Genomic DNA, 22,988 nt, shown 5'->3' with positions numbered 1-22,988 from the left:
TCAACGCGCTTCGATCGACAGCTTGTGGTGGAACACGTTGCGCGGGTCCCACTTCGCCTTGAGCTGCTGCAGCCGCGGGTAGTTCCCGAGGTAGTACAGGTCGTGCCAGGGCACACCGGACTTGTTGTACGCCGGATCGGCGAGATCCGTGTCCGGGTAGTTGATGTACGACCCGGCGTTGGTGCCGTTCGGCACCGGCACGCCACCGGTGTCGCGGTAGAGGTCGGCGTACAGCTTCCGCACCCAGGCGAGCTGCTTGGCGTCCTCGGCCGGGTCGCTCCACGTCGCGGTCGCCACCATCTTGCACATCACGTTGCGCTGGGCCGTCGCGGTCGCATCGGACGGCACGGTGTTCACCTTCCCGCCGTACGGCACGAACAGCACCGACGAGTCGGGCCCGTTGTACGACGGATCCGTCAGGCCCTTGTACAGCGTGATGAGCTGCGCGTCGGTGAAGCCCTTCCGCAGGTAGCCCGCCTTGTACTTGCCGCGCGTCGGTGCCGGCGTCTCCGCGATCGACCGCTGCATCGTGGTGTGCAGGAAAGGCCCTTCGCCGGCCTCGATGATCTGCGGCTTCGGGTCCACGCCCTCGACCATCGCCGCGTTGAACGCCTTCATCAGTCCCGCGGCGTTCGGCGCCGCCGCGTCGAGCTGCGTCGACAGCAGGAAGTTCCCGGCGGCCGACGTGGTCAGGATGAGCGGGCTGTAGAGCGTCGCGTACGGCGAGTCGGCGGTGTTGTTCTTCTCGTAGAAGTCGAAGAAGTTGCGCAGCGTCCGGACGAATCCGGCCTGTCCGATCGTCTTCCAGTCGTACACGATCAGGCTGGACAGCAGCGCTGCCGGTGCCTTGGGCAACGACTCGGACGGCTCCCGCCCGGACGCACCGTTGCTGCGCATCAAGTAGCGGGTGACGACACCGAAGTTCCCGCCGCCACCGCCGGTGTGCGCCCACCAGAGGTCCTTGTAGGCGTTGTCGCGCGTCGCCACCACGGAGCGGGACCGGCCGTGCGCGTCCACGACCACGACCTCCACGCCGTACAGGTGGTCCACGACGGACCCGTACTTGCGCGACAGCGGCCCGTACCCGCCGCCACTGAAGTGGCCGCCGACCCCGACGCCGAGGCAGCCACCGCCGGGCACGGTCACACCCCAGCCGTAGAACAGTTCCTTGTAGACGGTCTCGAGCGTCGCGCCCGCGCCGATCGAGAAGGCCCGGTAGCGGTTGTCGAACGTGACCTCGTCGTACGTCGACATGTCCAGCAGCACCTCGATGTCGCTGCTGTCCACGAAGTCCTCGAAGCAGTGCCCGCCGCCGCGGACCGCGATCCGCTTGCCGGACCGGACGGCCTCCTGCACAGCGTCGACGGCGTCCTCGGTCGACCGGATCACCCGCGCGTACTCGGGCTTGCCGACGAACCGCCGGTTCGTGCCGCGCTGCACCAGGTCCTGGTACCGCGCGTCGGCCGGCCGGATCTTCTCACCGCTGCCGACGGCACCGCTCGCGACACCACCGGCGGCGGCGGACGCGGTCCCCGGAACGGCGAGTGCGGCGCCGGCGACGGCGGTCCCGGCCAACAGGCCTCGGCGAGTGACTGGCATGTGTTTCCTCCCCAGAGATCGATTGCTTCGACCCTAGAAAGGCGCGCACTGGCACCGCATCAGCCATCTGGCGGACCCGGCGACTCAGCTATCCGACGTACAACCGCTCCAGCGGACCGCCGAGCAGTACGCCGCCCAGCGCGCCAATGAGCATGAACGGCCCGAACGGAACCATCTGCTTGCGCTTCATCCCCCGTGCCACGATCAACACGATCCCGACCAGCGCACCGATGAAGAACCCGCCGTACAACCCGCTGACGAACTCTCCCCAGCCGAGCCAGCCGAGCGCCAGTCCGAGCAGCCCGGACAACCGGACGTCGCCGAATCCGACCCCGCTCGGGAAGACGAACCACAGCACGTAGAACACCACGAACCCGATCACGCCCGCGATCGCGGCCCGGCGCAACGCACCCCAGTCCCCCGACCCGGCCGAGGCACCCACCAGCGCGACGCCGACCGCGGCGTACGTCGGCCAGATGATCGCCGACGGCAGGAACCGCGTCCTAGCGTCGATGTAGCCGAGGACCGCGCCGGAGATCGCGAGCAACAACCAGGCCGGCAACACCGCGGAGGTCCCGAGCATCCACCCGAGCAGCCCACCGGACACGGCCGCCAATGCACCACACCAGTACGCCGCCCGCGGCCCGGCCAGGTCGGCGTACGGAGTCTTGGTATCGCCCTCCTCGAGCAACGGCTCGGGGATCCGGCGCAGCAACCAGGGACCGAGCACGAACGCGGCAGGTCCGCAGAGGACCACACCGGCCCCTGCGGCGAGCAACGCGTTGTCAGCCGGCACGATCCAGGAGCCTAGACGATATCGGTCGGTCGCCCCGGACGGCCTGTGGACGACCGCCGGACCAGCACCCGCGCGACCACCGCCGCACCGCCGCCGATCAGCAGTACGCCGCCCAACAGGACGCCGATCGTGCTCAGCAAACCGTCGTTGCGGGTCACGTACTCGATCCGCTGGAACTCGTCATCGGTCGTCGCCCGGCCGAAGGTGAAGTCGCTGGTGATCTTGCTCGGGTCGCGGTAGGTGACTGTGTACGCCGTCAGGAAGTCGGTCGGCGCCGTCATCGCGTCGTCCTGGACCCGGCCCGCGTACAGCAGCTCCGGCTGCACGCCCGCGTCCGGCAGGGTCGTCGCGTCCACGCGATGCGCCGACGCGACGTACACCGTGACCGTCTGCGCGGTCGACGCGCCCTTGCTCAACCGCATCGGGTAGACGATCCGGTCCGACGCGAACGTCAACCGCAGCGGCGGCGTCGCACCACTCATCGTCTCGCCGTCGGTCCGCGGTGCGAGCTTCACGGCAACGATCTCCCAGTTCTCACTGAGGTACGGCGTCAGGTTCGCCGCCAGCCCAGCCGGTACGACGTACCCGTTCGTGCGCAGCCAGTCGGTCACCGCGGAACCGGTCGATCCGCCGAGCCGCGCGACCTGGAACGGGCCGAGCACCATCTGCTCGCGCACGTTCACCCCGGATCCGGGTGCGGCGGCACCGGCCGTATCGCCCGCGCCCGCCATGATTCCGAGGTCGCGGAACGGCCAGTAGGTCTTGCGGACCACCACCTTCGGCCGGGTCAGGTGGTCCAGGCGGTTGAACAGCGCGGTGTCGCCGAGTTCGACCTTCGCCGCGGCGGGCACCGGCATGATCCAGGCGGCCTTCTTCGACGACCCGTTGATCGCCATCGACAACGTGATCTGCTCGGTGCCGGCGTCGTGCCGGACCAATGCGTTCTCGCCGTACGCACGGGCACGCGACTGGGCGTCGGGCAGGTAGCCGCCGCAGGCGCACGCCCAGGCGGGGGTCACGCCGGCCGCGACGAATCCGGCCGCCAGCATTCCTGCGAGAACCCGCCACAATCTCATGGCGGGAGAGTAGCTAGCCGAGGGTGTAAGCAGTGTGGAAGAAGTTCGCCGGGTCGTATTTCTTCTTGACCGTCTGCAGCCGGGCCAGGCTCGCGCCGTAGTACGTGCTCACGGAGCGGCCTGTCTCGACGTAGTTCACATAGCCACCGGCCGAGTACTTCTGGACCGCGCGATGCCCGTTGCTGACGAAGGTCTGCGCGACCCGCAACTGCGCCGTACTCGGGTGCGCCGCCGTCCCGGAGTACCACTGGATCACGCCGAGCGCGGACCGCCACGGCCAGGACGCGCCACCGGCCGGCTGCTTGGCCGCCTGCCCACCGAGCGGGTCGATGATCGCCGACGCCGGCGTCCTGGCCCGCGCGGCTGCCTTCATCGCACCGAGCAGCGCGGCGATCGTCGCCGCATCCATCGGCCCTTTGAGTACGTCGGACCCGGCGAGGAACCCCGAGCGCGGGCTCGTCGTCCCGCCACCGAGGTACTTGACCGCCTCCAGGTGCGTCTTCACGGTGATCGACCGGACCGTTGCCGTCGACCCGACGAACGACTCGAGCTGTGCCGCGGCGGCCGACGCGTTGCCGGTGGTGGAGATCCCGAGCACGTGGATCGACAGGGTTCCGTTGCTCCGGGCATCGATGTGCAGATTCCCCCAGGAGGTGACCGGCGCGGTCTGGGCGAACCTCTGCCAGCCGCGGACCACAGCCGCCGCCGCCGACTCCGGCCAGGTCAGCCGGAAGAATCCGATCTTGGCGGCCGGGATCGTGGCCATCCGGAACGACGTGACCACCCCGAGGTTCCCGCCACCGCTCCCCCGCAGCGCCCAGAACAGGTCCGGATCGACGGTCGCGCTGACGTTGTGGGTCGTGCCGTCGGCCGTGATCACGACCATCGAGACGATCCGGTCACACGTCAGCCCGAAGGTCCGCGTGTGGATCCCCATCCCGCCACCGAGGGCCAGCCCCGCGACCCCGACGGTCGGACAGGTCCCGGTCGGCAGCGAGCGTCCGTACTTGTCGAGGAACGCGTGCACGTCGTACAGCCGTGCCCCTGCGCCGACGGTGAGAACGCCGTTCGCGTAGCTCATCCCGCGCATGGCGCCGAGGTCGAGCATCAGGCCTTTGCTGATCGTGGACGCACCGACGTACGAGTGGCCGCCGCCCTTCGGGACCAGGGCGAGCCTGTTGTCGCGGGCGAACAGGATCGACTTCTGCACGTCCGTGGCGTTCGCGGCCTTGACCACACCGGCGGGCTGGACGGAGTCCCAGCGCGGGTTGAAGAGTTGGTGCGAGGCGGCGTACCCGGACGACGTGGGAAGGTACACGCGGCCCGTCAGTGAATGGGCGAGGCTGTTCCAGTTCGGGGCGGCCGCGGTCAGGCCGTTCGAGGCGCCGGCAGTGGCGTCCTTGGTGTCGGTGCAGCTGGTCAGCGCGGCGGCAGCGGCGAGAACGCCGCCTGCCTTCAGTACGGTCCGGCGGTCAAGCTGGCTCACGATCGTCGAGCTCCTCACGGGCGGCCGACCTCATGGCCGCCAGTGGTGCGGGCGACCTACCGGTCATCATCTCCACCTGGAGGACCGCCTGATGCACGAGGAGATCAAGGCCGTTCAACAGCTCTGTACCGATCCGGTGCGCCGCGATCGCGAGCTGCGTCGGCCACGGGTGGTACGCCACGTCGAACACCACCGGCGCGACTCCCGCGAAGTGGTAGGCCCACGGATCGACGGCGCCTCCGGGCAGCGTCGAGACGCACAGGTCGAACCCGCCGATCTGCTCGACCTGGGAGAAGTCCGCGACCGAGGTCTTCAGCCCGAGCTCGGCTGCCAGGTCCAGCAGCCGCTCGGCCTTCGAGAGGTCGCGGACGACGAGTGTCACCTCGCTGACCTTCAGTCCGCGCAACGCGGCCAGCGTGGACGCGGCGGTCGCGCCACCGCCGAGCACGACGGCCGAATCCGCGGCGGTGATCCCGTGCTCGGCGAACGCGTTCACCAGCCCGGGGACGTCGGTGTTGTGCGCCGAGCGGGATCCGTCCGGCTCGAACAGCATCGTGTTCGCCGCGCCGATCAGCTCGGCGACCGGGTCGACGGTGTCGACGAGGTCCAGCGCGACGCGCTTCAGCGGCATCGTCAGCGACAGTCCCCGGACGTCGTCCCCGACTGACGCGACGAAGCCGCGCAACTCGTCTTCCCCGACCTCGAAGGCGTCGTACCCCCAGTCCAGGCCGAGTCCGGCGTACGCGGCCCGGTGCATCGCCGGCGACAGCGAGTGCGCGATCGGCGAACCGAGCACCGCACAACGGGTCATCAGCACCGGCCCTTGTGGGCGGCGCACCAGGTCTGCAGCTTCTTCACGTTCTGCAGGTGTTCGTCCGCCGTACTCGCGAACGCGGTCTCGCCCGTGTCCAGGTTGACCAGCGTGAAGTACATCCACGAACCCGCGGCCGGGTTGAGCGCCGCCCGCAGGGTGTCCTTGGTCGGCGAGTTGATCGGCGTCGGCGGCAGCCCCTTCACCTTGTAGGTGTTGTACGGCGAGTCGATGTCGCGCTGCTCGGACGACGTGAACACCCCGCCGTCGCGGCCGACCACGTAGTGGATGGTCGAGTCCATCTGCAGCATCTTCCCGGCCTGCAGCCGGTTGTAGATCACCCGCGCGACCTTGGCGTAGTCCTGCGGCCGATTGGTCTCCGCACCGATGATGCTGGCCACGATGACCGCCTGGTACGGATCCAGCTTCTTGCGCTGCGCGGTCTTCACCAGGTCCAGGGCGGCCGCGTTCTTCGCGTACTGCGCCGTCATCAGCTTGAGGATCGTGTACGCCGTCGCACCCTTCGGGATGTCGTACGTGCCCGGGTAGAGGAAGCCCTCGGGGTTGTTCTTCGCGTACGCCGGCAGGCCGAGCGCGGCGGGCTTGGCCAGCGCTGCCGCGGCGGCGCCGGCCGGCAGCTTGAGCTTCGACTTCTGCAGGATGTCGCTGACCTCGGCCTTGGTCTGGCCGGAGCGGAAGCTGATCCGGGTGATCAGGATCGACTTGGCCGGGTTCAGCATCAGTTCGAGTGCGGCCTTGGCCGACATCTCCTTGCGCAGGGTGTACGTCCCGGCCTGCACCTGACGCGACCGCGGATCGTCGCGGGCGGCCCGCTCGAAGGCGCGGGCACTCTTCACCACGCCCTTCTTCTCCAGCGTGTCCGCGATCGACTGCGAACTCTGGCCCTGGGTGATCTCGACGACCACGGAACCGGTGCCTTCGCCGGTGTAGTCCGGCGCGGCGAACATCTGCTCGAGCGCGTCCTTGCCCTTGCCGAAACCGATCACAGCGCCGGCGACCAGCGAGCCGACGACCAGCAGCGAGATCAGTCCGGCGAAGCAGCCGAACCCGCGCCGGGCGCGGGCCTTGCGGCGGTTCGCCCGGCGCTCGACCCGGCTCTCCGGCCGCAGTCCGAGGCCGGCGCCCAGGTCTTCGCTCTCGTTCAGCTCTTCGTCCAGCGATGGTCTGTTCACAGGGGCCTCCCGGGTGGGTTGCCGGACTCGCGCTCGAGGTCGAGCGCGTGTTGCAGAATCACGACCGCCGCGGCCTGGTCGACCACCGCGCGCCGCTTGGAACCCTTCTTGCCCCGTTCGCGCAGCATCCGCTCGGCCGTCACCGTGGTGAACCGCTCGTCCACCAGCCGCACCTCCGGCCCCGAGTTCCCCTCCCGCACCTTGTCTCGCACCTGTTCCGCCGTCTCCCGGATCTTCACCGCCGCCGGCCCCTCGCCCCCGGACAGGGAGCGGGGCAGACCGACCACGATCTCGAACGCCTCCAGTTGGAGGGCGAGTGCCGCGATCCTATCCAGATCACCGGGACCGCGGCGGACTGTCTCCACCGGAGTGGCCAGGATTCCGTGCGGATCGCTGCTGGCGACGCCGATCCTGACGTCGCCGATATCCAGCGCGAGCCGCACGCCCCGGCGCATCAGCGTGCCCCCGGGTGTGCCGATCGGTCCATCAGGGTCAGCCCGTGACCAGCTGGCCGACGGTGTGTTCCACCGCGCTCAGCGCGTCGTCGGCACCCGCCGGATCGGTGCCGCCACCCTGCGCGACGTCGTCCTTGCCGCCTCCGCGACCACCCAGCTTCTCGGCCGCGACCCGGACCAGGTCCCCCGCCTTCAGCCGCCACTCGCGAGCCGTGTCGTTGAGCGCGATCACCACGCCGGGCTTGCCGTCGTTCACGCTGAGTACCGCGATGACCGCCGGCTTGTCGGCCGGCATCCGGCCGCGCACGTCCAGCGCCAGCTTGCGCAGGTCGCCGCCGTTCACGCCGTCCGGCGCGCGGTGGCCGACGTACTGGACGCCGAAGACGTCCTTCGGGTTCGCGGCGAGCTCGGCGCCGGCGGCCAGGACCTGGCCGGCCCGGACCCGCTCGAGCTCCTTCTCCGCGGCCCGCAGCCGCTCGGACAGGTCCGCCACCTTCGCGGGCAGCTCCTCCGGGCGGGTCTTCAGGTTCTCGCTGAGCAGCCGGATCAGCGCGCGTTCGCGGCCGAGGTAGTGCAGCGCCTCCATGCCGACGAACGCCTCCAGCCGGCGCACACCGGCACCGACCGACGCCTCGCTGGTGATGGTCAGCGCACCGACCTGCGACGAGTGCTTGACGTGCGTGCCACCGCAGAGCTCACGCGACCAGGGCCCGCCGATCTCGACGACGCGGACCGACTCGTCGTACGTCTCGCCGAACAGTGCCAGCGCGCCCCAGTCCCTCGCCTCTGGCAGCGACATGTACTGCGCCGAGACCGGGAGGTCCTGGCGGACGGCGAGGTTCGCGACCTCTTCGATCTCGGACCGGGTGGACTGGTCCAGCGCCGACGACCAGGCGAAGTCGAGCCGCAGGTAGCCGGGCTTGTTGTAGGAACCGCTCTGCAGCGCGTTCGGGCCGAGCACCTGGCGCAGCGCCGCGTGCACGACGTGCGTGCCGGAGTGTGCCTGGCAGGCGGAGACGCGCCACTCGTGGTCGACCTCGGCGTGCACGTCCAGGCCGGGCCGCAGTACTCCCTCGACCACCTCGACCTTGTGCACGATCAGACCCTTGACCGGCCGCTGGACGTCCAGCACTTTCAGCTTCACGCCGTCGGCCACGATCAGGCCCTCGTCGGCGATCTGGCCACCGGACTCGGCATAGAACGGCGTCTTCTCCAGCACGACCTCGACGGTCTCGCCCTGCTCGGCGGCGTCGGAGACGACGCCCTCACGCAGCAGGCCGCGGACCTGGGAGTCGGTGGAGAGCTCCTGGTACCCGGTGAACTCGGTGACGCCCTTCTCACGCAGCTCCCGGTAGCCGGAGGTGTCCGCGTGACCCGCCTTCTTCGCGCGCGCGTCCGCCTTGGCCCGCTCGCGCTGCTCCTTCATCAGGGACTTGAAGCCCTCGGTGTCGACCTGCAGGCCCTGCTCGGCGGCCATCTCGATGGTCAGATCGATCGGGAAGCCGTAGGTGTCGTGCAGCTGGAACGCCTTCGAGCCCTCGAGCTGGTGCGCACCGCCGGCCTTGGTCTCGCGCACGGCGACGTCGAAGATGCTCGTCCCGGCCGTGAGGGTACGGCGGAACGCCTCCTCCTCGGCGTACGCGACCTGGCTGATCCGGCCGAAGTCGGGCTCCAGCTCGGGGTACGACTTCTTCATCTGCTCGAGGCTGACCGGCAGCAGCTCGACCAGGCTCGGGTCCTCGTAGCCGAGCAGGCGCATCGAGCGGATCGCGCGGCGGAGCAGCCGGCGCAGCACGTAGCCGCCCTGCTCGTTGCCGGGGTTCACGCCGTCGCCGATCAGCATCAGCGCGCTGCGGACGTGGTCGGCGACCACCCGGAACCGCACGTCGTCGACGTGGTCGGCGCCGTACTTGCGGCCGCTCAGGTCGGCGGCCCGCTCGATCACCGGGTAGATCTCGTCGATCTCGTACATGTTGTCGACGCCCTGCAGCAGGTACGCGACGCGTTCGAGGCCGAGACCGGTGTCGATGTTCTTCTTCGGCAGCTCGCCGAGGATCTCGTAGCCGTCCTTGCCGCCGCCCTCGCCGCGGATGTTCTGCATGAAGACCAGGTTCCAGAACTCCAGGTAGCGGTCGCCCGCCTCCCAGTCCCGGTCGGCGCCGAACTCCGGGCCGCGGTCGATCAGGATCTCCGAGCACGGGCCGCACGGGCCGGGGATGCCCATCGACCAGAAGTTGTCCTTCATGCCGAGGCGGACGATCCGGTCGTCGGGCAGACCGGCGATCCGCTTCCACAGGTCGATCGCCTCGTCGTCGTCGTAGTACACCGACGCGTACAGGACCGACTCGTCGAAGCCGTAGCCGCCGTCGTTCTGGGACCGGGTGACCAGGTCCCAGGCGTACTCGATCGCCTTCTCCTTGAAGTAGTCGCCGAAGGAGAAGTTGCCGTTCATCTGGAAGAACGTGCCGTGCCGCGTGGTCTTGCCGACCTCGTCGATGTCGAGGGTGCGGACACACTTCTGCACACTGGTCGCCCGCGGGTACGGCGGCGTCTGCTGGCCGACGAAGTACGGGACGAACTGGGCCATGCCGGCCACGTTGAACAGCAGGTTCGGGTCCGGCGACGGCAGTGGCGCACTGGGCACCACGGTGTGGCCCCGGTCCTCGAAGTACTTCAGGAACCGCCGCCTGATCTCACTGGTTTCCATGGGTGTTACCGGTAGTCCTCACGCTGCGTCGTGTCAGTTGGGTTGGGTGCGGTGTCGATGCCCAGCGCGTCACGCAGCTCCGTCTCGCGCTCGGCCATGCCCTCGCGGACCTGGTCGCCGAAGTGCCGGACCGCCGCCGCGAGCTTGGCCGCGGACTCCTGCAGGCCCTCCGGCGCCAGCACCTGGGCCCGCTTCTTCAGCCGGGTCACCGCATAGACACCAACGGCGATGCCGATGATCAACCAGAAGATCCGCTTCACCGGACGTCACCTCGCTTGCGCGCCTTGCGCTCCGCTTTCATCTCTTCCTTCACCCGCCGGGACACGTCCCGGCGCTGGCTCTCGCCCAGGGCGCGGCGCACGCCGTACGTGAACGCGGCCGCCTTCACCAGCGGGCCGCCGGCGGTGGCCGAGAACAGCGACATCAGTGCGGCCGCGTTCGTGGTCACGGTGGTCGCGTTGTCGGTGATGGTGTCGACCTTGGCCAGCTGAGCGTTGGTGGTCGACACGGTGGTGGTCACCTCACCGAGCAGCGGGACGGTCTCGTCGGAGACGCCCTTCACCAGGATCCGGGTCTCGTCGAAGACCTTGCCCAGCTTCAGGATCGGATAGGCCAGCAGGCCCACCAGGATGAGCAGCGCGCAGGCGGCTATCAACCCGGCGACTTCACCGACGCTCATGGAAACGATCCACCTTCCCGTTGCGACCACGTGGACCGCCCGACCTTATCGCGCGGCGTAGTCGCACTCCGCTCCAGGACACCATCCCTCACATCACAGTCGCCCACCAAACCGCGTTGTCCGGGGGGGTCGGTGAGCGTGGGCGCTGTCAGGGGCTCGGCGTCGGGTCCGCCGGGGTGTTGCTCGGCTCCGGCGTACTGGGGCTCGGCTCCGTTGGGGTGGTGCTCGGGTCGGTCGGCGTTGTGCTTGGCTCCGTCGGAGTGGTGCCGGGAGCGGTCGGGGACGGCGTACTCGGGGGGCTTGGTGTGGTCGGCTGGGTCGGTGTGCTCGGCTGGGTCGAGGACGGCTTCGACGGTGCAGGGCTGGCCGGCCGGCCTGGCGGCTGGGTCGAGGAGGGCTTCGTCGGCGCGGGCGACGTCGACCGCGGCGACGCTGATGGTGACCACGGCGGCTTCGGTGCGCTCGGAGTCGCCGCGACCTGCGTCGGGGTGAACCAACCCGCCGCGGGGGTGGCGAGTTTCTCCTTGTGTGCCGTGGGTTGCTGCGTGGGACTCGCCGGCCCGTAGTGCGGCCGGTATCCCGTGAAGTCGCTGTACGGCGACTCGGGCGCCGTCTGCGTCGAGGTGCTCGGCGACGACGCCGCGATCGGCGGTGTGCTGCTGGTCGAGTCGGGTGACTTGAACGGCACGAAGATCAGCAGGCCGGCCAGCACCAGCACGATCGCCGCGAGTCCGGCGATCTTGAGTGCGGGCGGTCTTGCGGTTTTTCGGTGACGGGCGAAGGGAGGGTTGTACTGCCTCAAAACGACGAGCCTTTCACCCCCAGGTCGTCTGGAAGCCTACCGACCTGGTTCATCCGCTTGAGCAGGCCCCCGCCGTACCTCAGTCGAAGCTGACGGTGAGTGTCTGCACGGTTCCTTCGGGTGCCCAGGTGAGGTCCATCGTGCCGGTGTCGCCGCCGGCCCAACGGAACTTCACCGTGTCGCCGTCCGCTCCTTCGAGAGTCATCGTCTCGGTCGGCGGGTTCTCCCGGTACGCCGCGGCGATCGCCGTACGGCCCTCGAACGGTCCGGCCGGGACACCCACGAAGGACATCCGGGCGTCGGCGGCGAAACGCTGGGCGAACGTGTCCCAGTCACCGCTGGTGACGGCGTGGTTGAAGGCGTCCACATGCTCGGTGGTCCGGCTCATTTGCGATCCCTCAGGATCTTGCGGATGTTGGCGACCCGGTCCGCGTACGCCGCTTCGCCGCCACGACGGGTGGGTTTGTAGTAGTCGGTGCCGTCGATCACGTCCGGCGCGTACTGCTGCGGGACGATGCCGCGCGGGTCGTCGTGGGAGTACTGGTACGAACTGCCGTGGCCGATCTTCTTCGCGCCCGCGTAGTGGGCATCGCGCAGATGCGGAGGGACCGGGCCGACCTTCCCCGCCTTCACGTCCGCGATGGCGGCGTCGACGGCCATGATGACCGCGTTGGACTTGGGCGCCAGCGCGAGCGCGACCACTGCCTGGGCGAGGTTGATCCGCGCCTCGGGCATACCGATCAACTGCACCGCGTCGGCCGCGGCCACCGCGACACCGAGCGCGGTCGGGTCACCCATGCCGATGTCCTCACTGGCCGAGATCACCAGCCGGCGCGCGATGAATCGCGGGTCCTCCCCGGCCTCGATCATCCGGGCCAGGTAGTGCATCGCCGCGTCCACATCCGAACCACGAATCGACTTGATCAACGCCGACGCCACGTCGTAGTGCTGATCCCCGGCCCGGTCGTACCGCACCGCGGCCCGATCGACCGCCGTCTCCAGCGTCTTCAGGTCGATGATCTTGGCGTCCTTGGCCCGTGCACCACCGGCGGCAGCTTCCAGGTAGGTCAGCGCCCGGCGCGCATCTCCCCCGGCCATCCGGAGCAGGTGCGCCCGCGAGTCCTCGGCCAACTCGAACTCGGCATTCAGCCCGCGCTCGTCGGTCAGCGCCCGATCCAGCAGTACGGCGATGTCGTCGTCGGTGAGCGACTCGAGGGTGAGAAGCAGCGACCTCGACAACAGCGGGGAGATGACCGAGAAGAACGGGTTCTCCGTGGTCGCGGCGACGAGCGTCACCCAGCGGTTCTCGACACCTGGCAGCAGCGCGTCCTGCTGCGCCTTCGTGAAGCGGTGCACCTCGTCGATGAACAGCACCGTCTCCACCGCACCCGAGGGTTTGGAGAGTTCACGGCGCGCGCCGTCGATCACCTGCCGGACGTCCTTCACGCCCGCCGTGACAGCCGACAGCTCGACGAACTTCCGGTTGGTCTGATGCGACACCACCGCCGCGATCGTCGTCTTGCCTGTGCCCGGAGGACCCCAGAGCAGCAGCGACATTGGCTGGTCACCCTCGACCAGCCGCCTCAGCGGTGACCCTGGCGCCAGCAGGTGCTGCTGCCCCACCAGTTCGTCCAGACTCCGCGGCCGCATCCGCACCGCCAACGGAGCGGCAGTGTGGTCGACGTCGGCGAGGCTGCCACCCCCACGAGCAGGGGCAGGCGCACCTGGCAGATCGAACAGACCGTCACTCACGCCCTGAGCCTAACGAACTGCACCGACACTCGGATCCGTCGAGGTCAGGAGCGCTCCGCCTGGTCCATGTATCGCCGCGGACCGAAGACCAGGTGGATGGTCCCGCTGCGCCGGAGCAGCACGTGGGTCGGGATCTGCAGAGCCACGATGGTGGCCACCGTGATCACCGGCTCCAGCGCCGGCACGACGGACAGCGGCAGCGTGTACGTGAGCACGACCCGGATCACCGCGTCGATGATCGAGAAGATCCCCCAGAGCACCGTGATCCGGCGCCAGGCGAGCCGGAAGCGCGGGTCCTCGTCGTACAGGCGATCCATGATGGCGGCCCGCCTCGGCATGATCGCCCGGGTGAAGGTGTAGCAGAGCGGCTGAGGATGCCTGAGCGACCACAGCGTCACACCTGCGAACGGGAGACTGATCCAGGCTCCGCGCACGAGCAGGACGCGAGCATCCCCACCCAACCACGCCACGACCGCGCTCCCGACCAGACTGAAGATCACCGCCGTGCCCACCAGGTCGGCACGGCGCTGGCGTACGAACGAGGCGATCGAGCTGACCAACGCTGGCACGGTGCTGATCAGCAGCGCGGTCACGTTGCTCACGCCGGCGGCTCGCAGACCGTAGAACAGCGCAACGGGGATCGCGATATCGAGAACGAGGAGCCACGGGCGGCCGGACCGGGAGGACATGACCCGAGACTCGCCCAGGCGGCCACCACCCGGCATCGGGCCGACGGCTGCCCGGACCGAGCCCTTCGGACCACCCCCTAGACCAAAGTCGGAGGTCCAGAGGGGCGACCGCTACTTCTTGCTGTCCTTGGGGTCTTCCTCGTCGTCGGCGTCCCGCAGTTCCTCGGGCAGCTCGTCGTCCTCGGCCTCGTCGTCCGCGTCCCGCAACTCCTCCGGCAGTTCGTCCTCGTCGAACTCCTCCGGAAGGATCTCCTCGGCCTCGGCCACGGACTCGGGCTTGATCGCGTTCCGAAGCCGCCCGAGGATCCGGTCCGCCTCGGTGCCGAACGGGTTGTCGTTGATCAGATACGTCCACGTCGCCGTAGGCCGCGGCACGCCCGACGCCGCCTCGTCCAGCCCCTCCGAGGTGATCTCGGCCGTCTTGAACGTCTCGGCCGCGTCGGTCCACGAGTCCGCGATCAGCGTGTCGAACGACGCGATCGCCGACTTGTTGAACTCGTCGATCGGCTTCAGGTGCACGATGCCGCCGGCCAGCGACCGTAGGTGGATGCCTTCGCGCAGGTCGGCCAGGTACGCCAGGTGGTCGGTCCAGCGCCGGTCCAGGTGGTGCAGCGCGATCCGCCGGGCCGCGTCCTTAACCGTGTCCTCGCCGACCTCTTCGACCAGTTCGTCGTACCGCTCCTTGGCCTTCTCGGCCAGCTCGGTGGCGGCGAGGTCCTCGGTGAGCACCTTCTCGCGGGTGTCGAGCAGGATGGCGCGCTGCTGCCCGGTGAGCCGGTGGTACGACCAGGTGGTCCGGTGCAGCTCCGCATTGGCTCCGTCCGCGACGCGCTGCGCGTGCTCCAGGACGCCGAGCGACTTGCGGTCGGTGAGCCGGCCGGTGTCGTCGGGGTGCGGCCGCAGGCCGGACGAAACGGAGTACCGGGTGACGAGCTCGTCGGCGAGGCTGGCGAAGAACAGCGATCCGCCCGGGTCGCCCTGGCGTCCGGCGCGGCCACGGAGCTGGTCGTCCAGCCGTCGCGACGCGTGCAGGCCGGTGCCGATGACATAGAGGCCGCCGAGCTCGATGGCCTTGTCCTTGTCGTGCGACTCGTCCCGGCCGCCGAGCCGGATGTCGGTTCCGCGACCCGCCATCTGGGTGGACACGGTCACCGTCCCGGGTACGCCGGCCTCGGCGATGATCGCCGCTTCCTCGGCGTCGTTCTTCGCGTTCAGTACGACGTGCGGGATCTCGGCCGCCTCGAGCCGGTCGCTGAGCTGCTCGGACTCCTCCACGCTGTGGGTGCCGATCAGGATCGGCCGGCCGGCCTCGTGGACCTCGGCGATGTGCTCGACCAGCGCCACGTTCTTCTGCTCGACCGTCAGATACAGCCGGTCCGGATCGTCGACCCGGATGTTCGGCTTGTTCGGCGGTACGACGGCCACGTCGACCTCGTAGAACTCCTGCAGCGACTCCCCGACGACAACCGCCGTACCGGTCATGCCGCACAGCGTCTTGTAGCCCTTGACCAGCGCCTGCACGGTGATGCTGTCGAGCACCTCACCGGAGTCGCTGACCGGCACGGCCTCCTTGGCCTCGACCGCGGCCTGCAGACCGTCGGGCCAGCGCTGCAGCTTGGCGATCCGGCCGCGGTTGTTGTTGATCAGGCTGACCTTGCCGTCGCGGACCAGGTAGTCGACGTCCTTGCGCAACAGCACCTCGGCGTGCAGCGCGACGTTGATCTGGGTCAGCCGGTCGAGGTTGTCGTCCTCGTACAGGTTGATTCCCTCGAGCGCAGCCTCGACCTTGTCGGTGCCCTTGTCCGTCAGCGCTACCGTCCGGCCGTCGCCGTCGATCTCGTAGTCGACCCCGGCGCGCAGCGTCCGGACCAACTGGACGACGTCCTCGTCGAGCTCCTCGGTCCGGGTCGCACCGGCCAGCACCAGCGGCACCCGGGCCTCGTCGATCAGCACCGAGTCGGCCTCGTCCACGAGCGCCACGTCCAGCTCGGCCGTGACCCGGTCGGCGACATCGGTCACGAGGCGGTCCCGCAGTACGTCGAACCCGATCTCGCTCACCGGGACGTAGCAGACCTCCGCCTCGTACGCCGTACGCCGTTCGTCCGGCGTGGACGCCTGGCCGATGTGCGACACGGTGACCCCGAGCAGCTCGTACACCGGGCCCATCCACTCGGCGTCGCGGCGGGCCAGGTAGTCGTTCACCGCGAGGATCTGGACCTTGCGGCCGCCGATCGCGTATCCGGCCGCGGCGATCGCACCGGCGAGCGTCTTGCCCTCACCGGTGGCCATCTCCACCACGCGGCCCTGCAGCATCGCCAGCGCGCCGACGACCTGCCCGTCGAACGCCCGCTCACCGATCGCCCGGTTGCCCGCGTCCCGGGCCAGCGCGAGGAACTCGATCTGCTCGTCCTCGTGCAGGCCACCGGTCGTCCGCAGTTCGCCGACCGCCTCGGTGAGCTCCTCGTCGGTCAGAGCCAGGACGGACTCCTCCGCCTCACCAACCAGCTGGGTGAGCCGCTCGTACGGGCCGAGATCGATCGAACCGGGGCGCTGCAGCAGCCGGCGGAAGCGTGACGCGATTTTCAGTGCCATGATGACCGCAACGTACAGCGTCGCGCCGTCGTTCCGTAGCACACCCCCACGTGTCAGCTCCCGGCGCCGTCAGCTACCTGGTTCCCACTCGTACGGCGTGGTGGTCGTGACGCCGTACAGGCCCAGCTTCTGCAGGATCGGGCGGGAGTCCTCGGACGCGTCCACCCGCAGGAACTCGTAGCCGCGGTCCTTCGCCAGCCGCGCCCGGTGCGCGAGGACCGCGCTGTACAGCCCCTGCCGACGCCACTCCGGCAACGTCCCGCCGCCCCAGAGGCTGGCGAACTCGGTGCCCGGATGGAACCGAACCCACGCTGCGGTCAGCGCCGGCCCGTCCGGTCCCTTCAGGGCGTCCTCGACCAGGAACACCGACAACCGATCCGGGAACATCCGCGCCTCGGCCGCGAGCCGCTCCTCGATCCGCTCGAGCCCGTTGTGCCAGAGCGTGTCCATCAGAACCGCGATCCGGTGGTAGTCGCCCGGGCCGTCGGCCTCCCGCAACCGCACCTTCGACGGCAGCGCGGACGGCCGCTGCAGGACCCGGTCGACCTCGCCGAGGATGAGCGTCTCCGGCTCGCCTTTGACGAACCCCGCCCGGGCCAGCCGGTCACCGAGGTCGGCCGGCTCGTCGTACGCGTAGGTCTTCCACTCGAACGGCAGCCCGCGGTCGCGGAAGAATTCCAGCTGGCCGGCGATCACCGTGTCCGGGTCGTCGCCCAGGCCGCGCGGCGTCTCGACGAACCCGGCGCCGTCCGGCCCCTCGACGTACGAGCGGTGCACCAGACCGTCGTGTTCCTGCTTCCAGCCGGGGATCGTGTCGGCGTCCGGCAGGCGGATCCGGCGGTGGAACACGTCGAGCAACTCGTCAGGGGTCATCTGCACATCGTGCCCGATCGACTACCTGAAATCACGAGGCTCGAAAGCCAACCAGTTGGCCACTGGTCTCGTCCAAGTAAGTGTCCTCAAAGGGGGGAACACATCATGAACATCCATCGCATCACTCGCAAGACGATCCTTGCCGCAGTCGCCCTCATGGCGATCCCCGCGGCCGCGATCGCCGCACCCGCCGTCATCAACGCGGCCTCCGCCCCCCGCACCACCTCGGCCGCACCCGTCGCGCTCACCTCCTGCCCGCGCGGCTGGGGATCGTTGCCCGAGGCCAACAGCAGGATGACGCAGGCACCTGTCACCGCCGTCCGCACCGGACGGCACGCCTGCTACGACCGGCTCGTCGTCGACATCCGCGGCCGCGTGGCCGGGTACGACGTCCGCTACGTCCCGAACGTCTACACCGACGGCGAGGGCGCCCTCGTCCCGCTGCGCGGTGGCGCGAAGCTGCAGTTCGTCGTCCGCGCTCCGGCGTACGACGCAGCCGGTCGTCCGACGTACAGCCCGGCCAAGCCGCGCGAGCTGTCCAACGTGGCGGGCTACAGCACGTTGCGCCAGGTCGCGATCGCCGGCAGCTTCGAGGGTCAGACCACGATCGGCGTCGGCGTCCGCGCCAGGCTCCCGTTCCGCGTCTTCACGCTGGCCGGTCCTGGGTCGAGCACCCGAGTCGTGCTCGACGTCGCACACCACTGGTAACAGACCCCCACCCCCAGCGGTCGCCCGGATCCTCCTCCCGGGCGACCGCGTCGCGTTCGGCTACACCAGCACGCGGTTGAGCAGGTCGAAGAAGGCGTTCGCCAGGACCAGTTCGTACGGGTCGCCGAGCAGAGCGGCCAGTTCCGCGATGTCCGACGGGGTCCACGACCACGCGTTGATCCCGCCGGAGATGAACAGCGGACTCGCGCCGTCCCACTGCGCGACCCGGGCGTCCAGTGCGGCCTTGTACTCCCCTGCCTTGCCAGGTGCACCCCACTGCCCGACGATCGGCAGACCGCCCTGACGGACCGCCAGCAGATCGCCGTCCCAGGTCTGCATGATCCCCTTCAGCGGGGTGTACTTCGCGAATCCACTGGCGAGCTCCTCCGAGAGCAGGATCCACTTGTCGTTCTCGCGGCTGCTGTACGAGTACACCAGGTCCATCCCGGTGGTCCGCAGCATCGAGCCGGTCAGCTGCAGGTACTGCGGGAACTGATCTGCCGCCCATGATCCCGGGTAGGTGTAGCCCGCACCCGACGGGCCGCAGACCAGCAGGTCGTTGGCGGTCGCGGTCCGCTGGAAGTGGCTGAACAACCCCGGCCCGGTCTCGGCGAGCAAAGGGCTGATCGTCCAGTTGGCCGGCGCCTCGCCCCGCTTCGGGTCGTCCCACAGGTCGCGCATGTGGCGCTGGCAGTACTGGATGTTGTCGCCCTCGCCGAACGTCAGGGTCAGGTAGACCTTGTTCTTCGGTTTGCTGATCCGCCGCACCGGCCGGACCTTGTCCGAGATCGGCGCGGTGAACCCGGAGTGCACGGTGCCGTTCATGTAGAAGTCCGCGGCGATGACGGGCGAACCACCTTGCGAGGCGAGGTCGACACCGTCCCACTCACCGGCCACGTCGTTGGCGAACCAGCCCATGTACGGCGCGAGCGTCGGCCACTTGGCGAAGTGCTCGATGAGCAGTTCGCCGGTCTCACCGGCCGGTGGCAGCCAGCTCACCAGGGCTTTGGTGGCCACCACGTAGTCGCGGAAGTACGGGAACGGCTCGATGCGGGTGGGCGAGGTATCGGTGGCCGTGACCAGGTACTGGTTCCACATCGTCACGGTCACCACCAGGGACGTCGTACCGGCCGGTGGTTCGAACCGGTAGATGAAGTAGCCACCGCCGTCGCTGAAGCGGTTGGCGTCCCCACCGATCGACGAGTTGACCCCGTCGAACAGGTACGGCTCCTCCTCCGGCGTACCGGGCAGGAAGTGCGCGATCTCGGTGCCGTTCGCCTTGACCGTGACCTCGGAGACCGACGGGCCCCAGCCGTCATCGGTGAACGAGTCCTGGAACCGGACGAACACGGCCTCCTGGCCGAGCTTGGCCGAGACGTCGAGGTCGTAGTTGCCCTTGTTCGACGAGTCCCGGATCTGCTCGGTCTCGCGGGCGATCTCCGTCCACTGGACGTTCTCGACCGGGACCACCCTGGTCGGTGGCAGGCCGGCGAGCAGCTTGTGGGTGACCCGCGGGAACAGGTTGTCGAGCTGCCACCGGTAGGTCTTCACCCGGTCGGCGTCGAACATCCCGCGCAGGTCCTTCACGATCCGCAGCCCGTGCGCCTTGACCTGGTCCGCGTCGGCGACGACGGCATTCTCCAAGCCGGCCAGGGTTGTGGCGACGTTCAGCGAGTCGGGTACGGCGGGGTCGTACACGATCGCACCCCGGACGCGGTTGCGGTACTTGGCGACCAGGTCCAGCGGGTTCTTGTACAGCTTGGTGGGCAGATGCATGTCGGCCAGCCATTTGGCGTCCGGCGTGCTCATGGTGCCCGTGTCGTAAAGGAAGTACAGCTCGGGCTCGGTACGGTTGACGACGCCTTGCAACGTTGTCAGCAATGTCTGGTCACCACCGCTGAGTTTGCTGACGTCGCCGTAATCCAGGTGTTTCGGGCGGCTGAACACCGGCAGCAGCCGAGCGGGGCTGCCGGACGTCGATGAAACCGCAGCCTGTGCGCTGGAAGCGAAGCCCGGAACCAGTCCGAACCCACCCGCCGTCACCGCACCGCTGCCCGCCAGGAACGTTCGTCTCGACACCATCGTGACCACTCCCTGTCGTTGACATCGATGTCAAATCAGCCGGACAGTAGCAACCCGACGACACCGTGTACAGACCTCACCACCAGAATCTGGAATCGTTTCCGAGGGACCGTGGTCTCTCCCACGCGTGCTACCGCGGTCGCTCCTCCGTCGCGCCCGCTACGCGCGCTCCCACCCGCCCCCGGCTCATCGCCGGTACTCACTTGCCGGCTACCGCCGGCACCCTGCGGGCTTACCGCCCGCACCTCGCGGCCTACCGCCCGACCCTGGCGCCCGCCCGACAATCCGACCACCCGTACAAGACGATCGCTCGTCCTCGAGTGTCCCAAGCATCGCATGGCGACGACTGGCATCCGCCCGCCACGGCATTCTCACCACGCAAGCACGACCCCGCAGCCACCTGCACCACTTCGTTCGCCCACTGGTCGGCTGTGATCCCTGGGAAACCAATGGCAGGGGTGAGGTTGCCCAACACGACGAGTCAGGGTTCGGGGGTGATGGGGATGGTGCCGGCGTTTACTGCGGCGGCGAGGCGGTTGTGGTCGCGGGCGTTGATGTCGGCGTAGGTGAGGGCGAAGTCGGCGATGGCGTCGTCGAAGACCTCGGACTTGCCGAGGTAGCCGGCGATGGCGATCTCGTCGCCTCCCCGGCCGTGGGCGCGGGCGAGGGTCCAGCCGCACATCCCGCCGTACACGCCGAGGCCGCCGGGGGTGAGCTTGGCAGGGTCGATCGAGCCTTTCATGTCCCACAGTTGGCGGACGTAGTAGTCGAAGCCCCGCGGTCCGGTCGTCCAGCCCAGGAAGATGTCGGGCAGGGACTGCAGGAGCCGTTGTCCGGCGACCACGCGCCGGCCGTGGTGCGGGAACTCGCTGGCGCCGACGTACGGCTCCAGGACGCTGGCCTCGGCTTGCTTGACCTGCAGGAACAGCACGTCATGGGCGCCCTTGCCGCGGAGTAGTACGACGTAGCAGCGGGTGCCGACGCTACCGACGCCGACAACCTTGCGCGCCATGTCGACGACCTCGAACTGGTCGAACAGCGCTCGGCGGCTGTCGGGGAGACTGTGCCGGTAGCTGTCGACAGCCTCCCGAAGGCCGGAGGCGACTCGGTCTGCGTCTGCCGCGGCGAACAACTGGCGGATCGGGACGAGTAGCGGCGGGTGGCTGGCCAGCTGTACCCCGGTGCCGCTGCGCACGCAGAGCTTGGCGAACGCGCGCAGGTTGTCGTGCGACTTCGCCCTGGCGAACACCTTGTCCAGCCTGGCGCGGGTCAACTTCGGTGCTGTGGTCCCGAACTCCGTTTCGAGACGGCCGATGATGTCGATCAGCTGCGCCGACGACAGGTGCAGGTACCACAGGTCGAGCGTCGCCAGCTCGGCGAACGTCATCATGGCTTCGCGGTACTCGCGGACCGTGTCGCGAGCCGCTTGACGCTGCTGCTTCAGCGTGAAGCCGTTCTGCCGCGCGGCGACCACGACGCTGGTCGCAAGGCGTTTCATGTCCCATTCCCATGGGCCGGGCAGGGTTTCGTCGAAGTCGTTGACGTCGAAGACCAGGTCGCGCTCCGGTGTTCCGAACAACCCGAAGTTGACCAGGTGGGCGTCGCCGCACACCTGGACGGTGATGCCGCTGCTCGGCGTACCGGCCAGGTCGTTCGCCATGATCGCCGGGCCGCCGCGGAAGAACGCGAACGGCGAGGCCAGCATCCTGCCGTAACGCACCGGAACCAGCACCGGATCCCGGGTGGCGGCCTGGGCCTGAAGAATGTCGAGCGGATCCGGTCGATCAGGCGCCGGTTCCCATTCACCGTGCGAACGACGCGACACCCGCCGACGGGCGGCCCGGCCAAAGGCCTTCCGCTCCTGCACTCCGGGAACCGAGGTACCCAGAGCGTCCAGCTCACCCCCACCCATAACTCCACACTGCCACACCCACCGCCACCACGGCAGTGCAGCATTTCTGCCCAAACCGCGCGGCGTACGCGGAGCAGCACGCGGCAGTCCTGGCCGCCAATCGGTGAACGCCTGGTACATCCCGGCTCGGGTCACTATCCGACGGAAACAAACCGGTCGGGCCGGCCGCCTGGGGTGATGGTCACTTCGTGGACCGCGCCGCCCTCCGTGGTCATGCGAATCCGGTCGGGAGCCGTCCACGCGGTCTCGCTGAGTTCGTTGTCCTCGGCGTCGCCGTTGAAGTAGCCGACGCTCCAGCGGCGTTCCAGCGGCGCGTTCCCCTGGTAGACGTAGACGCACCACACCGGGTCAAGAGAGCTGCTCGTCTCGACCACGACCAGCCGGCGGTCGTCGCGGCCGGGCGCCGACTCGGTCTTCACCTTCTCGCCCGAGCCACCGAAGATCGCCCAGACCCAGCTACCGAGAAGCAACGTCGGGATGCCGACGACGAGCAGTACGGCGACCAGGGGCACGCGCAGCGAGGAGTCCTTCAGCCCCACGAGGACCGCTCCAGTCAGCGCGGCCAGCGCGAGCCATGCCAGCACAAGCACGCACTCGCGCAGCCCGAGCACCAGGACGAGCGCACCCTCGCCTCCCGACTCGAGTCCGACCACGATCGCGGCGACGAGCACGACCGCCGTCGTCAGCAGCAGAAGGGCCGACGGTCTGCGATAGCGCGTGAAGTTCATGATGCCCCGATCGATCTGAATCACGCAGACTAATGCTCCCGCGGGGTC

Annotated in this window: 21 protein-coding genes; 3 read left to right on the top strand and 18 right to left on the bottom strand. The window is 69.0% G+C overall.

The window, feature by feature from the left end; genetic code table 11:
- The 10 genes from ACGFH6_RS09735 to ACGFH6_RS09690 all read right to left on the bottom strand — a co-directional run bounded on the left by ACGFH6_RS09735 (position 1) and on the right by ACGFH6_RS09690 (position 10,802).
- Positions 1 to 1,599, bottom strand: a complete 1,599-nt coding sequence (locus ACGFH6_RS09735; protein ID WP_393382088.1) for an FAD-binding protein — start codon at positions 1,597 to 1,599, stop codon at positions 1 to 3.
- A gap of 88 nt (positions 1,600 to 1,687) precedes the next feature.
- Positions 1,688 to 2,395 (bottom strand): prepilin peptidase, encoded by a 708-nt coding sequence (locus ACGFH6_RS09730; protein ID WP_393382086.1) that lies wholly within the window; start codon positions 2,393 to 2,395, stop codon positions 1,688 to 1,690.
- Between the two features lie 11 nt (positions 2,396 to 2,406).
- The gene (locus ACGFH6_RS09725; RefSeq protein WP_393382084.1) at positions 2,407 to 3,471 is read right to left on the bottom strand and encodes a DUF2330 domain-containing protein; all 1,065 of its coding nucleotides are present in this window, start codon (positions 3,469 to 3,471) and stop codon (positions 2,407 to 2,409) included.
- A 13-nt stretch (positions 3,472 to 3,484) separates the two neighbouring features.
- Positions 3,485 to 4,957: an FAD-binding oxidoreductase gene (locus ACGFH6_RS09720; RefSeq protein WP_393382083.1), complete on the bottom strand. Its 1,473-nt coding sequence runs from the start codon at positions 4,955 to 4,957 to the stop codon at positions 3,485 to 3,487.
- The gene (locus ACGFH6_RS09715) at positions 4,944 to 5,768 is read right to left on the bottom strand and encodes a shikimate dehydrogenase (RefSeq protein WP_393382081.1); all 825 of its coding nucleotides are present in this window, start codon (positions 5,766 to 5,768) and stop codon (positions 4,944 to 4,946) included. The genes ACGFH6_RS09720 and ACGFH6_RS09715 overlap by 14 nt, the downstream gene beginning before the upstream one ends.
- Positions 5,768 to 6,961: an endolytic transglycosylase MltG gene (gene mltG / locus ACGFH6_RS09710; RefSeq protein WP_393382079.1), complete on the bottom strand. Its 1,194-nt coding sequence runs from the start codon at positions 6,959 to 6,961 to the stop codon at positions 5,768 to 5,770. Before mltG ends, ACGFH6_RS09715 begins: the two co-directional genes overlap by 1 nt.
- On the bottom strand, positions 6,958 to 7,416 hold the full coding sequence (gene ruvX / locus ACGFH6_RS09705) for a Holliday junction resolvase RuvX (protein WP_393382078.1): 459 nt from the start codon (positions 7,414 to 7,416) through the stop codon (positions 6,958 to 6,960). Before ruvX ends, mltG begins: the two co-directional genes overlap by 4 nt.
- Positions 7,417 to 7,453: 37 nt before the next feature.
- Entirely contained in the window at positions 7,454 to 10,123 is a 2,670-nt protein-coding gene (gene alaS, locus ACGFH6_RS09700; protein WP_393382076.1) for an alanine--tRNA ligase, read from the bottom strand.
- Positions 10,124 to 10,128: 5 nt separating this feature from the next.
- The gene (locus ACGFH6_RS09695) at positions 10,129 to 10,383 is read right to left on the bottom strand and encodes a DUF6167 family protein (protein ID WP_360443894.1); all 255 of its coding nucleotides are present in this window, start codon (positions 10,381 to 10,383) and stop codon (positions 10,129 to 10,131) included.
- On the bottom strand, positions 10,380 to 10,802 hold the full coding sequence (locus ACGFH6_RS09690) for a DUF948 domain-containing protein (RefSeq protein ID WP_131514861.1): 423 nt from the start codon (positions 10,800 to 10,802) through the stop codon (positions 10,380 to 10,382). The genes ACGFH6_RS09695 and ACGFH6_RS09690 overlap by 4 nt, the downstream gene beginning before the upstream one ends.
- A gap of 116 nt (positions 10,803 to 10,918) precedes the next feature.
- On the opposite strand from ACGFH6_RS09690, the gene ACGFH6_RS09685 reads away from it, so the two are divergent.
- Complete coding sequence (locus tag ACGFH6_RS09685) at positions 10,919 to 11,368, top strand: hypothetical protein (protein ID WP_393382075.1); 450 nt, start codon at positions 10,919 to 10,921, stop codon at positions 11,366 to 11,368.
- 15 nt (positions 11,369 to 11,383) lie between these two features.
- Positions 11,384 to 11,575 (top strand): hypothetical protein, encoded by a 192-nt coding sequence (locus ACGFH6_RS09680; RefSeq protein ID WP_393382074.1) that lies wholly within the window; start codon positions 11,384 to 11,386, stop codon positions 11,573 to 11,575.
- Positions 11,576 to 11,683: 108 nt separating this feature from the next.
- On the opposite strand, the gene ACGFH6_RS09675 is transcribed toward ACGFH6_RS09680, so the two are convergent.
- The 5 genes from ACGFH6_RS09675 to ACGFH6_RS09655 form a co-directional block, all read right to left on the bottom strand.
- A complete protein-coding gene (locus ACGFH6_RS09675; protein WP_393382073.1) occupies positions 11,684 to 11,992 on the bottom strand; it encodes a nuclear transport factor 2 family protein in 309 nt (102 codons plus the stop codon).
- The gene (locus tag ACGFH6_RS09670) at positions 11,989 to 13,356 is read right to left on the bottom strand and encodes a replication-associated recombination protein A (RefSeq protein WP_393382071.1); all 1,368 of its coding nucleotides are present in this window, start codon (positions 13,354 to 13,356) and stop codon (positions 11,989 to 11,991) included. Before ACGFH6_RS09670 ends, ACGFH6_RS09675 begins: the two co-directional genes overlap by 4 nt.
- 44 nt (positions 13,357 to 13,400) lie before the next feature.
- Positions 13,401 to 14,045, bottom strand: a complete 645-nt coding sequence (locus ACGFH6_RS09665) for a VC0807 family protein (RefSeq protein ID WP_393382069.1) — start codon at positions 14,043 to 14,045, stop codon at positions 13,401 to 13,403.
- 111 nt (positions 14,046 to 14,156) lie between these two features.
- Positions 14,157 to 16,637 carry an accessory Sec system translocase SecA2 gene (secA2, locus tag ACGFH6_RS09660; protein ID WP_393382067.1) on the bottom strand — a complete coding sequence of 827 codons (2,481 nt, stop codon included), beginning with the start codon at positions 16,635 to 16,637 and terminating at the stop codon, positions 14,157 to 14,159.
- 69 nt (positions 16,638 to 16,706) lie between these two features.
- The gene (locus ACGFH6_RS09655; protein ID WP_393382066.1) at positions 16,707 to 17,510 is read right to left on the bottom strand and encodes a GNAT family N-acetyltransferase; all 804 of its coding nucleotides are present in this window, start codon (positions 17,508 to 17,510) and stop codon (positions 16,707 to 16,709) included.
- Between the two features lie 105 nt (positions 17,511 to 17,615).
- On the opposite strand from ACGFH6_RS09655, the gene ACGFH6_RS09650 reads away from it, so the two are divergent.
- A complete protein-coding gene (locus ACGFH6_RS09650; RefSeq protein WP_393382065.1) occupies positions 17,616 to 18,218 on the top strand; it encodes a hypothetical protein in 603 nt (200 codons plus the stop codon).
- Between the two features lie 60 nt (positions 18,219 to 18,278).
- Here ACGFH6_RS09650 and ACGFH6_RS09645 read toward each other — a convergent pair whose 3' ends face one another.
- From ACGFH6_RS09645 to ACGFH6_RS09635, 3 genes are all read right to left on the bottom strand, one after another.
- Positions 18,279 to 20,300, bottom strand: a complete 2,022-nt coding sequence (locus tag ACGFH6_RS09645; protein ID WP_393382064.1) for a GxGYxYP domain-containing protein — start codon at positions 20,298 to 20,300, stop codon at positions 18,279 to 18,281.
- Positions 20,301 to 20,781: 481 nt separating this feature from the next.
- Positions 20,782 to 22,212: a DUF2252 domain-containing protein gene (locus ACGFH6_RS09640; protein WP_393382062.1), complete on the bottom strand. Its 1,431-nt coding sequence runs from the start codon at positions 22,210 to 22,212 to the stop codon at positions 20,782 to 20,784.
- Between the two features lie 134 nt (positions 22,213 to 22,346).
- Complete coding sequence (locus ACGFH6_RS09635; protein WP_393382060.1) at positions 22,347 to 22,964, bottom strand: hypothetical protein; 618 nt, start codon at positions 22,962 to 22,964, stop codon at positions 22,347 to 22,349.
- Positions 22,965 to 22,988: the final 24 nt, after the last annotated feature.

Source organism: Kribbella sp. NPDC049227 (genome assembly GCF_043197265.1).
Lineage (GTDB): Bacteria > Actinomycetota > Actinomycetes > Propionibacteriales > Kribbellaceae > Kribbella.
The sequence above is the reverse complement of the archived record's forward strand: the minus strand, read 5'-3'. Positions and strand labels throughout refer to the sequence as shown.

Excerpts from the sequence above, each read along its gene's own strand:
- ACGFH6_RS09665 (WP_393382069.1), bottom strand. The coding sequence starts at position 14,045 with ATGTCCTCCCGGTCCGGCCGCCCGTGGCTCCTCGTTCTCGATATCGCG.
- ACGFH6_RS09715 (WP_393382081.1), bottom strand. The coding sequence starts at position 5,768 with ATGACCCGTTGTGCGGTGCTCGGTTCGCCGATCGCGCACTCGCTGTCG.
- ACGFH6_RS09690 (WP_131514861.1), bottom strand. The coding sequence starts at position 10,802 with ATGAGCGTCGGTGAAGTCGCCGGGTTGATAGCCGCCTGCGCGCTGCTC.
- ACGFH6_RS09640 (WP_393382062.1), bottom strand. The coding sequence starts at position 22,212 with ATGGGTGGGGGTGAGCTGGACGCTCTGGGTACCTCGGTTCCCGGAGTG.
- alaS (WP_393382076.1), bottom strand. The coding sequence starts at position 10,123 with ATGGAAACCAGTGAGATCAGGCGGCGGTTCCTGAAGTACTTCGAGGAC.
- ACGFH6_RS09650 (WP_393382065.1), top strand. The coding sequence starts at position 17,616 with ATGAACATCCATCGCATCACTCGCAAGACGATCCTTGCCGCAGTCGCC.
- ACGFH6_RS09675 (WP_393382073.1), bottom strand. The coding sequence starts at position 11,992 with ATGAGCCGGACCACCGAGCATGTGGACGCCTTCAACCACGCCGTCACC.
- ACGFH6_RS09645 (WP_393382064.1), bottom strand. The coding sequence starts at position 20,300 with ATGGTGTCGAGACGAACGTTCCTGGCGGGCAGCGGTGCGGTGACGGCG.
- secA2 (WP_393382067.1), bottom strand. The coding sequence starts at position 16,637 with ATGGCACTGAAAATCGCGTCACGCTTCCGCCGGCTGCTGCAGCGCCCC.
- ACGFH6_RS09735 (WP_393382088.1), bottom strand. The coding sequence starts at position 1,599 with ATGCCAGTCACTCGCCGAGGCCTGTTGGCCGGGACCGCCGTCGCCGGC.
- ACGFH6_RS09655 (WP_393382066.1), bottom strand. The coding sequence starts at position 17,510 with ATGACCCCTGACGAGTTGCTCGACGTGTTCCACCGCCGGATCCGCCTG.
- ACGFH6_RS09725 (WP_393382084.1), bottom strand. The coding sequence starts at position 3,471 with ATGAGATTGTGGCGGGTTCTCGCAGGAATGCTGGCGGCCGGATTCGTC.
- ruvX (WP_393382078.1), bottom strand. The coding sequence starts at position 7,416 with ATGCGCCGGGGCGTGCGGCTCGCGCTGGATATCGGCGACGTCAGGATC.